We start from the raw sequence: 10,853 nt of genomic DNA on the forward strand, positions 1-10,853 counted from the left end.
GGAAGGGGCGGCCCCGCCGGCGGCAGGGCCCCTCCCACCAGGGCGGGCGCGGAGCTACCCGGCCACGGCCGTCTTCAGCGGGACGGCGGGGTCCGCGGCCCGCAGCGGGTCCAGTCGGGTGCCCCGCTCGATCAGCCGCCGCCCCTGGGTCAGGTCGCGGGGGCGCCCCACGGCGAGCAGGGCGACGGGCACGTCCTCGCGCAGCCAGAGCACCGTCCAGGCGGCTTCGGCCCGGTCGCCGCGCCACACCACCTCCCCGGTGTCCCGGTGGTCGCCCGCGTACTGCACGAACCGGCCGAACTGCTCGGACCAGAAGTAGGGCACCGGGTCGTACGCCGGTGTCGCCGCGGCCCCCTGGGTGAGGGTGGCCGCGACGGTGCGCGGGCCCTGGAGGGCGTTGTCCCAGTGGTGGACCAGCAGCCGCCGGCCGTAGCGGGCCGAGGGGAAGGAGGCGCAGTCGCCCACCGCGTAGACCCCGGGCACGGAGGTGCGCAGGTGGGCGTCGGCGCGGACGGACCGGTCGGCGGCCAGCTCGACACCGGACCCGGCCAGCCAGCCGGTGGCGGGCCGGGCCCCGACCCCCACCACCACCGCGTCGGCGGGCACCTCCTCGCCGTCCGCCAGGTGGACCGCGTCCCGGGTGACCCGGGTGACCCGGCGGCCGGTGAGCAGCCGCACCCCGGCGTCGGCGTACCAGCGCGTCATCGGCTCGGTCGTCTCGGCGGGCAGCGCGCCGGCCAGGGGGCGCTCGGCGGCCTCCACGACGGTGACCTCGCAGCCGGCCTCGCGGGCGGCGGTGGCGAACTCCGCGCCGATCCAGCCGGCGCCGACCACGACCACCGACCGGCGGGCGGCGAGCACCGGGCGCAGCCGTGCGGCGTCGTCCAGGGTGCGCAGCAGGTGGACCTCGGCCTCCTCGGCGCCGGGCAGCGGCAGCGGTTCGGCGCCCACCGCCAGCACCAGGTGGTCGTAGGGCACCGGGCCGGCCTCGGTCTCCACCACGCGGGCCGCGGCGTCGAGGGCGAGCGCGGAGCGGCCCAGCACCAGCTCGACGCCGAGCCCGGCGAAGTCGACGTCGAGGGCCGAGTCGGGGGCGGTGCCCAGCAGGACCGCCTTGGACAGCGGCGGCCGGTCGTAGGGCTGGTGCGGTTCGGCCCCGAGCAGGGTGACCGGTCCCCGCCAGCCCTCCTCGCGCAGCGAGACGGCGGTCTGCACCCCGGCCATGCCCGCACCGACGATCACGACCCGTCCCTCGGTGCGGGGCGGGCCCGCGGGGACGGCCCGGCCGGGCGCGGGGGGCGGGGACACGGGGGCCTGTGCGGGGTCGGCCTGCGGGCCGGGCTCGTCGCTGCTCACCCGGGTCACTCTAGGACGCGGCCGGCTGCCCCGGGCGGCCCCGTCGCGGGGGCGGCGGCGGCGCTTTCGGGGGGCGGCGGCGACCGTACTAGGCTGGCACCCGAAAAGACTCGCGGGAGCCCGGACGCGACCGGGCTGAGAGGGAGGCTGCGGCGGCCTCCGACCGTCCGAACCTGATCCGGGTCATGCCGGCGAAGGGAGGGGCACCGTGCGCGTGCCATCCAGCATGGCGACGGCCACGTCCGGCGGCGCCGTCGAACCGTCCGCAGACCCCGTGCCCGAGCGGGCGCCCTCGTCCGGGGCGCGCTCCGCCGACGTCCTGGTGGTCGGTGGCGGGCTGATGGGCCTGGTCACGGCGTGGCGCACGGCGCAGCGCGGACTCCGCGTGGCGGTCGTCGACCCGGATCCGGGCGGTGGGGCGGCGCGGGTGGCGGCGGGGATGCTCGCGGCCGTCACCGAGCTGCACTACGGCGAGGAGACGCTGCTGGCCCTGAACCTGGCCTCGGCCGCCCGCTACCCGGGCTTCGTCGCCGAGCTGGAGCGCGTCACCGGCGCCGGCCTCGGGTACCGCAGCAGCGGCACGCTCGCCGTGGCCTTCGACGCCGACGACCGGGCGCACCTGCGGGAGCTGCACGCCCTTCAGGAGCGGTGCGGGCTGGCGTCGACGTGGCTGACCGGGCGGGAGTGCCGGCGGCTGGAGCCGATGCTGGCCCCCGGGGTGCGTGGCGGGGTGCGGGTCGACGCCGACCACCAGATCGACCCCCGGCGGCTCGTCGCGGCCCTGCTGAGCGCCTGCGAGGCTGCCGGGGTGGTCTTCCACCGGCTGCCGGCGCGGGCCCTGCGCACCGCCGGCGGCCGGGCGGTGGGCGTGGAGCTGGCGGACGGCCGGGACCTGTCCGGCGGGCAGGTGGTGCTGGCCGCCGGCAGCCGCTCGGGGACGCTCGCCGGGGTGCCGGAGGCGGCGCGGGTGCCGGTGCGGCCGGTCAAGGGGCAGGTGGTCCGGTTGCGCATGCCGCCGGGGCCTGCCGGGTCCGGGCCGCTGCTCTCGCGCACCGTGCGGGCCGTGGTCCGCGGCGGCCCCGTCTACCTGGTGCCGCGGGAGAACGGCGAGCTGGTCCTCGGTGCCACCTCCGAGGAGACCGGCTGGGACACCACGGTGACCGCCGGCGGCGTCTACGAGCTGCTGCGGGACGCGCACGAGCTGGTGCCGGGCGTCACCGAGCTGCCGCTGGTGGAGGTCCGCGCCGGACTGCGGCCCACCTCGCCCGACAACGCGCCGCTGCTGGGCCCCACCGCCGTGCCCGGCCTCCAGCTGGCCACCGGCCACCACCGCAACGGCGTGCTGCTGACCCCCGTGACCGGCGAGGTGATGGCGCACGCCCTGACCACCGGCGAGCTGCCGGAGCAGGCCCGCCCGTTCACGCCGGCCCGGTTCGCCGCCGCCGGCACCACAGAGCCCGGGCGCACCGGCCCCGGCGCCGGCCACGTGTCCAAGGAGCCGCGTCCATGACCACCCCCACCCGTACCGTCCACGTCAACGGTCAGCGCCGGGAGGTCGCCGAGGGCCTCACCCTCGACCGCCTCGTGGCGACGCTGACCAGCGCCCCGTCCGGGGTGGCCGCCGCCGTCAACGAGACGGTGGTACCGCGCGGCCAGTGGCCCGCGACCACGCTCGGCGACGGCGACCGCGTCGAGGTCCTCACCGCAGTCCAGGGAGGCTGATCCGCCATGGCCGACGATCCCTTCGTCATCGCCGACACCGTCATCGAGTCCCGCCTGATCATGGGGACGGGGGGCGCGCCCAGCCTGGACGTGCTGGAGCGGTCCCTGGCCGCCTCCGGCACCCGGCTGACGACCGTCGCGATGCGGCGCCTGGACCCCACGGTGCAGGGCTCCGTCTTCGACGTGCTGCGCCGCCTGGACATCCGTCCGCTGCCCAACACCGCGGGCTGCTTCACCGCCGGAGAGGCGGTCCTCACCGCCCGGCTGGCGCGTGAGGCGCTGGGCACCGACTGGGTGAAGCTGGAGGTGGTCGCCGACGAGCGGACCCTGCTGCCGGACCCGGTGGAGCTGCTGGACGCCGCCGAGACGCTGGTGGACGACGGCTTCACGGTGCTGCCGTACACCAACGACGACCCGGTGCTGGCACGCAGGCTCCAGGACGTGGGGTGTGCGGCGATCATGCCGCTGGGCTCGCCGATCGGGTCGGGGCTGGGCATCCGCAACCCGCACAACTTCCAGCTGATCACCGAGCAGGCCGAGGTCCCGGTGATCCTGGACGCCGGGGCGGGCACGGCCTCCGACGCCTCGCTGGCGATGGAGCTGGGGTGCGCTGCGGTGATGCTGGCCTCGGCGGTGACCCGCGCCCAGGAGCCGGTGCTGATGGCCGAGGCGATGCGGTACGCGGTGGAGGCGGGCCGGCTGGCCCACCGGGCGGGCCGCATCCCGCGCCGCCACTTCGCGCAGGCCTCCTCGCCGACGACCGGCATGGCCGACTTCGACCCCGAACGCCCCGCCTTCTGACCGGGTGCACCGGGCCGGAGCCTCCCGGCGGCGGGGCGCACGCCCGTCCGGTCCCGTGCCGGACGCCGGCTGCCGGGCCCCGCAGCGGCGGGGCGCAGCGGCGGCCGGTCTCCACCGCGGCCTCCGGCTCCGTACACTCGACTGCCGTGGACACCACCCTTCAGGACCCCCTCGTCGGCCAACTGCTGGACGGGCGCTACCGGGTCGACGCACGCATTGCCGCCGGCGGCATGGCCACGGTCTACCGGGCCGTCGACGTCCGCCTCGACCGCGTGCTGGCGCTGAAGGTGATGCACCCCACGCTCGCGGTGGACGCCGCGTTCGTGGAGCGCTTCATCCGGGAGGCCAAGTCCGTCGCCCGGCTGGCGCACCCCAACGTGGTCGGCGTCTTCGACCAGGGCGCCGACGGCCACTACGTCTACCTGGCGATGGAGTACGTCGCCGGCTGCACGCTGCGGGACGTGCTGCGCGAACGCGGTGCGCTCCAGCCGCGGGCGGCGCTGGACATCCTGGAGCCCGTACTCGCGGCGCTCGGCGCGGCCCACATCGCGGGGCTGGTCCACCGCGACATGAAGCCGGAGAACGTCCTGATAGGGGACGACGGCCGGGTGAAGGTCGCCGACTTCGGCCTGGTCCGGGCGGTCGACCACAACACCACCGCCACCACCGGCTCGGTGCTGGGGACGGTGTCCTACCTGGCGCCCGAGCAGATCGAGGACGGCCAGGCCGGGACGCCCGCCGACGTCTACGCGTGCGGCGTGGTGCTGTACGAGATGCTCACCGGCACCAAGCCGCATACCGGCACCAGCCCGGCGCAGGTCCTCTACCAGCACCTGAACGAGGACGTCCCGCCGCCCTCGCAGGCCGTCCCCGGTCTCGCGCCCGAGCTGGACGGGCTGGTCGCCGCGGCCACGGCCCGGGACGCCGGCGCCCGTCCGGCGGACGCCGCGGCCCTGCTGGCGCTGGTCCGCGCCGCGCGGGAGCGGCTGGACGACGCGGCGCTGGACGCGGTGCCGCCGGGCGCCCTGCCGGCCGCCGGGGCCGCCGGCGCCGAGGACCGCACCAGCGTCATCCCCCGGTCCGTGGCGCTGCGGCAGGCCCGCTCCGCGGACGAGGAGCAGCTCAACCGCACCAGCGTCCTGGAGCGGGCGCCCGAGGCGGGCGCCCCGTCCGGCGCCGCGCACCGCCCCGCCCGCCGGGTCCGCCGCCCGCTGGTGATCGGCGCCCTGGTGGTGGTGCTCCTCGCCGCGCTGACCGGCGTGTGGTACGTGAGCGTCGGCCAGTTCACGCACGTCCCCCCGGTTCTGGACATGACGCGGACCAAGGCCTCCGACACCCTCCACCAGGCGGGGCTGGAGGTGAAGGTCCGCCACGACTACAGCTCGACCGTCGACCGCGGGCACGTGATCTCCACCAGCCCCGGCAACGGCGACCGCATCCGCGACCACGGCACCGTCACCGTGGTGCTCTCCGACGGCCCGCACATCCTGACCGTCCCCCACCTGGCCGGTACTCCGCTGGCCGACGCGAAGAAGAAGCTGAGCGGCATGGGGCTGGTGGCCGGCAAGGTCACCCAGGACTTCGACGAGGACGTGCCGAAGGGCCGGGTGGTCTCCACCGATCCGGCCGCCGGCACCAAGCGGCAGCCGGACAGCGTGGTGAACCTCAAGGTGAGCCGCGGCGCGGAGGTGAAGGCTCCGGACGTCACCGGTGAGGACCAGGACGAGGCCACCGACGACCTGGAGGAGGCGGGCCTGCACGTCCGCATCGCCGCCCGGCGCGTCCACGCGCAGCAGGAGAAGGGCAGCGTGGCGCAGCAGTCCCCGGGACCGGGCGAGTCGCTGGGCAAGGGCGACACGGTGACGCTGACGCTGTCCGCCGGGCCCGAGATGGTCAAGGTGCCCGACGTGACGGGCGACAAGGTCGACGACGCGCGGCGCAAGCTGACCGACGCCGGCTTCGAGGTGAGCGTGCGCAAGCCGTTCTTCTTCCCCAAGGACACGGTTGCCAGCCAGTCGGTCGAGGGCGGCCGGCGGGCCGCCAAGGGCAGCCGCATCGTCATCAAGCTGGACGGCGGGCTGTGAGCGCCCCGGTGCAGGAGGTGACCGCGGGGCGGCTGCGCAACCCGGTGGGCGGGCACATCCAGGTGGCCGGCGGGCTGGCGCGTACCGGGCTGCCGTACGCGGCCGCCATCGGCGCCGAGGCGGTGCAGGTGTTCGTCGCCAACCCGCGGGGCTGGGCGACACCGACCGGGGTCCCGGCGCAGGACGAGGAGTTCCGCGAGCGGTGCGCCGCCGACGGTGTCCCGGTCTACGTCCACGCGCCCTACCTGATCAATTTCGGCTCGCACACGCCGGAGACGGTGGAGCGGTCGGTGACCTCGCTGCGCCACTCGCTGGTGCGGGGCCGGGCCGTGGGGGCGCGGGGTGTGGTGGTGCACACCGGTTCGGCCACCGGCGGCCGTCCCCGCGAGGTGGCGCTGGCGCAGGTGCGCGAGCGGGTGCGGCCGCTGCTGGCGGAGCTGGACCCGGCCGACGAGGACACCCCGTGGCTGCTGCTGGAGCCGACCGCGGGCCAGGGGGCCTCACTGTGCTCGCTCGTCGGCGACCTGGGCCCCTACTTCGAGGCGCTGGACCACCATCCGCGCCTGGGCGTGTGCCTGGACACCTGTCACGCGTTCGCGGCGGGGCACGACATGGCGGCGCCGGGCGGGGTCAAGCGGCTGCTGGACGAGCTGGTGGACACCGTGGGCGAGGGCCGGCTGCGGCTGGTGCACGCCAACGACTCCAAGGACGTGGTGGGCGCGCACAAGGACCGCCACGAGAACATCGGTGCCGGCCACATCGGCGCCGACCCGTTCGGGGAGCTGCTGCGCCACCCGGCGACGGCCGGTGTGCCGCTGGTGATCGAGACACCGGGCGGCAAGGAGGGGCACGCGGCGGACGTGGCGCGCCTGAAGGGGCTCAGGACTCCGTAGGGGCGGCTGAGCCCGCGAGCGCCCGGCCCCGTGTGGCGGCCCGGCGGGGCGGGTACGGCAGAACCGGGCGCGGCGCCCGAGGCGGCCGCACCGCGCCGGAGGGCCCGTCCCTCAAGGACGGGCCGCCCGCTGGCCGCCATCTGTGGAGGCCAGGATGCCCGAGCACGACGGCACCGACCGGGACGGCACCGGGCACGCCGGGAGCGGGTCGGGTTCCTGGGGCACGGCGGCACGGGCCACCTTGCACTGCCTGACCGGCTGCGCCCTGGGCGAGATCGTCGGAATGGTGGTGGGTACCGCGATGGCCTGGAACAACGTGGGGACGGTGGGGCTGTCGGTGGTGCTGGCGTTCGTCTTCGGCTACGCGCTGACGGTGCTCTCCGTCCGGTCGGCGGGCCTGGGTCTGGCCGCCGCGGGGAAGGTGGCGCTCGCGGCGGACACCGTCTCGATCGCCGTGATGGAACTCGTGGACAACGGGGTGATCGGGCTGATCCCGGGGGCCCTGGAGGCCACGCTCTCGCAGGTGCTGTTCTGGTGGACGCTGGCACTCTCGCTGCTGCTGGCGTTCCTCGTCACCACGCCCGTCAACCGGATGCTGATCCGGCGCGGCAGGGGGCACGCGGTGGCCCACCGGTACCACTGAGCCCGCCCCCGGGAAGGCCCGGGGGCTTACGGCTCGGGGCCCTCGCCGGGTTCCTCCTGGTAGGAGTAGCGCTGCTCCCGCCAGGGGTCGCCGACGTTGTGGTAGCCCCGCTCCTCCCAGAAGCCCCGCCGGTCGGAGGTCATGTACTCCACGCCGCGGACCCACTTGGGGCCCTTCCAGGCGTAGAGGTGCGGCACGATCAGGCGCACCGGGAAGCCGTGTTCGGCCGTCAGCGGCTCGCCGGAGCGGTGGGTGGCGAAGAGGGACTGCTCGCCGGCGAAGTCGGCCAGCGGCATGTTGGAGCTGAAGCCGTACTCGGCCCACACCATGACGTGGGAGACCTCGGGGGCGGGCGGTGCGAGGTCGAGGAGGGTGCGGGCCGGGACGCCGCCCCACTCCGCGCCGAGCATGCTGAACTTCGTCACGCAGTGCATGTCGGCGACGACGGTGGCGTAGGGCAGTGCGGTGAACTCCTCGTGGGTCCAGCAGTGCTTCTGGCCGTCCGCGGTGGCGCCGAAGACGCGGAACTCCCAGCGCTCGGGGCGGAACCTGGGCACCGGGCCATAGTGGGTCACCGGCCAGCCGCGCTGCAGCCGCTGCCCCGGAGGCAGCGACGCGTCCGCCGCGGAGCGGCCCTCAGGTTGACCCATGGCTCCATGGTGTCAGACCGGAACGGGTGGCGAGGACCCGATGCAGCAGAAAACCGACCAATCACCCAGAGCGTTACATGTGTGTATTTACCGGTCTCTTCCACTCGGCGGTGCAAGGATGCGAACTCCGCCCGACCTCGCCCAAGGAGCGCCCCGCCGTGCAGGGAGACCCCGAAGTCATCGAGTTCCTCAACGAACAGCTCACCGCCGAGCTGACCGCGATCAACCAGTACTTCCTCCACGCGAAGATCCAGGAGCACAACGGCTGGACGAAGCTGGCCCGCTACACCCGGGCCGAGTCCTTCGACGAGATGCGGCATGCGGAGTACCTCACCGACCGCCTCCTCTTCCTGGAGGCGCTCCCCAACTACCAGCGCCTCTTCCACGTCCGCGTCGGGCAGACGGTGACGGAGATGTTCCAGGCGGACCGGCAGATCGAGGTGGAGGCCATCGACCGCCTCCGGCGCGGCATCGAGCTGATGCGCAGCAAGGGCGACGTGACCTCGGCGAACCTCTTCGAGTCGATCCTGGCCGACGAGGAGCACCACGTGGACTACCTCGACGCCGAACTCACCCTGGTGGAGAAGCTGGGTGAGGCCCTCTACATCGCCCAGCAGATCGAGCAGCAGGCCCCCGGCCCGTCGAAGACGCCGGGCACGGTCTGAGCGCGCCCCCGGACACCGGGAGGCGCCGCGGCGTCAGGCGGCGCCGGGAAGGGTGCGGGAGGCAGCGAGGGCCGGAAGCGGACCGCCCGCACCGGCGGGGACGCCGTCCTGCGCCGGACGGCTCGTGGCAGCCGCGGGAAGACCGGTGGCCTCACTGCGGGGGCAGCCACCGCGGCCCAGCAGTGCCTGGATGCGGCGCACGCAGCCGCCGCAGTCGGTGCCGGCCCCGCAGGCGGAGGCCATCTGGCGGGGGGTGCAGGCACCGGTCGCCGCGTGGTCCCGGACCTGCTGCTCGGTGATGCCGAAGCAGGAGCAGACGAACACGCTGGGACCTCCCTCAGGGCCGCGGGCGGCGGTGGCACCGAGCGACCTGCGACGCCCGCCCACCGTTAGGTAACCCTTACCTTACCTCTCGGGGGGAGGCGTCACAACGCACGTGGGGCGCGGATCGTGTGATGCGCGCCCCACGTTCTGCCGGGGCCGGGCGGCCGCCCGGCCGTCCGGCTCACTGCCCCTGGTACATCTCCGCCACCAGGAAGGCCAGGTCGAGCGACTGGCTGCGGTTGAGCCGCGGGTCGCACGCCGTCTCGTAGCGCTGGTGGAGGTCGTCGACGAAGATCTCGTCGCCGCCGCCGACGCACTCGGTGACGTCGTCACCGGTCAGCTCGACGTGGATGCCGCCGGGGTGCGTGCCGAGCGCCTTGTGGACCTCGAAGAAGCCCTTGACCTCGTCCAGCACGTCGTCGAAGCGCCGGGTCTTGTGGCCGCTGGCCGCCTCGAAGGTGTTGCCGTGCATCGGGTCGCAGATCCACACCACCTGGGCGCCGGAGGCGGTGACCTTCTCCACCAGCTCGGGGAGCTTGTCGCGGACGTTGCCCGCGCCCATCCGCGTGATGAAGGTCAGCCGCCCGGGCTCACGGTCCGGGTCGAGCCGCTCGATGAGGGTGAGGGCGTCCTCCGCGGTGGAGGTGGGGCCGAGCTTCACACCGATGGGGTTGCGGATGCGGGAGGCGAACTCGATGTGGGCGCCGTCGAGCTGGCGGGTGCGCTCGCCGATCCACACCATGTGGCCGGAGACGTCGTAGAGGTCGCCGGTGCGCGAGTCCACCCGGGTGAGCGCCGACTCGTAGTCGAGGATCAGCGCCTCGTGCGAGGAGTAGAACTCCACCGTCCTGAACTCCTCGGGATCCACCCCGCAGGCGTTCATGAAGTTCATGGCGCGGTCGATCTGCCGCGCCAGGGCCTCGTACCGCTGCCCGGAGGGGGAGGACTTCACGAAGTCCTGGTTCCAGGCGTGGACCTGGCGCAGGTCGGCGTAGCCACCGGTGGTGAAGGCGCGCACCAGGTTCAGCGTCGCCGCGGAGTGGTGGTACATCCGCTTCAGCCGCTGCGGGTCGGGGATGCGGGCCTCGGCGGTGAACTCGAAGCCGTTGACGGAGTCGCCCCGGTAGGTGGGCAGCGTCACGCCGTCGCGCGTCTCGGTCGGCTTGGAGCGGGGCTTGCTGTACTGGCCCGCGATCCGCCCGACCTTGACCACCGGCACCGAACCGGCGTACGTCAGGACGGCGCCCATCTGCAAAAGCGTCTTGAGCTTGTTGCGGATGTGCTCCGCGGAGACCGCGTCGAACGCCTCGGCGCAGTCACCGCCCTGCAGGAGGAACGCCTCGCCGCGGGCCACGGCCGCCAGCCGCTGGCGCAACTGGTCGCACTCCCCGGCGAAGACGAGCGGTGGATAGGACTCGAGCTCCGCAACGACGTCGCGCAGAGCCTCGTGGTCCGGCCAGTCGGGCTGCTGCGCCGCGGGCAGGTCTCGCCAGGTGTGGTGGGCACCGGCTTGGGTGTCAGCGTTCACGGTCACTCGTCCACCCTAAGGGGCAAGGCCGTGAAGTTAAGGCCTGTTCGTTGGTGTCAAGATCTTGATGTCGAGGGTGGCTATGTAGGTATGTCGGTCGACTTTGAGGCTTTTGTATGCGTATCGGGATAGGGGTCGTTTCACCGCTCGGGGGCTGACGCGGAGGCGGCGGGCGGGCATGAGGTGG

The 10,853-nt window shown here is 74.4% G+C and carries 11 protein-coding genes and 1 riboswitch; of the genes, 7 read left to right on the forward strand and 4 right to left on the reverse strand.

The annotated features are described in order from the left end of the window. Positions 1–54: 54 nt before the first annotated feature. On the reverse strand, positions 55–1,224 hold the full coding sequence (locus ACFV3R_RS14455) for an NAD(P)/FAD-dependent oxidoreductase (RefSeq protein ID WP_385581140.1): 1,170 nt from the start codon (positions 1,222–1,224) through the stop codon (positions 55–57). Positions 1,225–1,458: 234 nt separating this feature from the next. Next, a riboswitch (TPP riboswitch) is annotated at positions 1,459–1,573 on the forward strand. Between the two features lie 9 nt (positions 1,574–1,582). Between ACFV3R_RS14455 and thiO the strand changes: the two genes are divergently transcribed. From thiO to ACFV3R_RS14485, 6 genes are all read left to right on the forward strand, one after another. Continuing rightward, on the forward strand, positions 1,583–2,866 hold the full coding sequence (gene thiO, locus ACFV3R_RS14460) for a glycine oxidase ThiO (protein WP_385581143.1): 1,284 nt from the start codon (positions 1,583–1,585) through the stop codon (positions 2,864–2,866). Further along, a complete protein-coding gene (thiS, locus tag ACFV3R_RS14465; protein WP_385581078.1) occupies positions 2,863–3,078 on the forward strand; it encodes a sulfur carrier protein ThiS in 216 nt (71 codons plus the stop codon). The genes thiO and thiS overlap by 4 nt, the downstream gene beginning before the upstream one ends. A 6-nt stretch (positions 3,079–3,084) precedes the next feature. After that, complete coding sequence (locus ACFV3R_RS14470; RefSeq protein ID WP_385581081.1) at positions 3,085–3,879, forward strand: thiazole synthase; 795 nt, start codon at positions 3,085–3,087, stop codon at positions 3,877–3,879. A 146-nt stretch (positions 3,880–4,025) separates the two neighbouring features. Then, the gene (gene pknB, locus ACFV3R_RS14475; RefSeq protein ID WP_385581084.1) at positions 4,026–5,963 is read left to right on the forward strand and encodes a Stk1 family PASTA domain-containing Ser/Thr kinase; all 1,938 of its coding nucleotides are present in this window, start codon (positions 4,026–4,028) and stop codon (positions 5,961–5,963) included. A gap of 32 nt (positions 5,964–5,995) precedes the next feature. Further along, on the forward strand, positions 5,996–6,856 hold the full coding sequence (locus ACFV3R_RS14480) for a deoxyribonuclease IV (RefSeq protein ID WP_385581146.1): 861 nt from the start codon (positions 5,996–5,998) through the stop codon (positions 6,854–6,856). Positions 6,857–7,010: 154 nt separating this feature from the next. After that, entirely contained in the window at positions 7,011–7,499 is a 489-nt protein-coding gene (locus tag ACFV3R_RS14485; protein WP_385581087.1) for a DUF4396 domain-containing protein, read from the forward strand. Positions 7,500–7,525: 26 nt separating this feature from the next. On the opposite strand, the gene ACFV3R_RS14490 is transcribed toward ACFV3R_RS14485, so the two are convergent. After that, a complete protein-coding gene (locus tag ACFV3R_RS14490) occupies positions 7,526–8,149 on the reverse strand; it encodes a sulfite oxidase-like oxidoreductase (RefSeq protein WP_385581090.1) in 624 nt (207 codons plus the stop codon). A 158-nt stretch (positions 8,150–8,307) separates the two neighbouring features. On the opposite strand from ACFV3R_RS14490, the gene bfr reads away from it, so the two are divergent. After that, positions 8,308–8,814 carry a bacterioferritin gene (gene bfr, locus ACFV3R_RS14495; protein WP_385581093.1) on the forward strand — a complete coding sequence of 169 codons (507 nt, stop codon included), beginning with the start codon at positions 8,308–8,310 and terminating at the stop codon, positions 8,812–8,814. Between the two features lie 33 nt (positions 8,815–8,847). On the opposite strand, the gene ACFV3R_RS14500 is transcribed toward bfr, so the two are convergent. After that, positions 8,848–9,138: a bacterioferritin-associated ferredoxin gene (locus tag ACFV3R_RS14500; RefSeq protein ID WP_385581096.1), complete on the reverse strand. Its 291-nt coding sequence runs from the start codon at positions 9,136–9,138 to the stop codon at positions 8,848–8,850. Between the two features lie 181 nt (positions 9,139–9,319). Then, positions 9,320–10,672: a class II 3-deoxy-7-phosphoheptulonate synthase gene (locus tag ACFV3R_RS14505; RefSeq protein WP_385581099.1), complete on the reverse strand. Its 1,353-nt coding sequence runs from the start codon at positions 10,670–10,672 to the stop codon at positions 9,320–9,322. Between the last annotated feature and the right edge of the window lie 181 nt (positions 10,673–10,853).

It is taken from the genome of Streptomyces sp. NPDC059740 (assembly GCF_042733155.1).
GTDB lineage: Bacteria > Actinomycetota > Actinomycetes > Streptomycetales > Streptomycetaceae > Streptomyces.

Bases quoted from the DNA above. Each gene is read 5' to 3' on its own strand.
- thiO (WP_385581143.1), top strand. From the start codon at position 1,583: ATGGCGACGGCCACGTCCGGCGGCGCCGTCGAACCGTCCGCAGACCCC.
- ACFV3R_RS14455 (WP_385581140.1), bottom strand. From the start codon at position 1,224: ATGGCCGGGGTGCAGACCGCCGTCTCGCTGCGCGAGGAGGGCTGGCGG.
- ACFV3R_RS14470 (WP_385581081.1), top strand. From the start codon at position 3,085: ATGGCCGACGATCCCTTCGTCATCGCCGACACCGTCATCGAGTCCCGC.
- ACFV3R_RS14490 (WP_385581090.1), bottom strand. From the start codon at position 8,149: ATGGGTCAACCTGAGGGCCGCTCCGCGGCGGACGCGTCGCTGCCTCCG.
- thiS (WP_385581078.1), top strand. From the start codon at position 2,863: ATGACCACCCCCACCCGTACCGTCCACGTCAACGGTCAGCGCCGGGAG.
- ACFV3R_RS14485 (WP_385581087.1), top strand. From the start codon at position 7,011: ATGCCCGAGCACGACGGCACCGACCGGGACGGCACCGGGCACGCCGGG.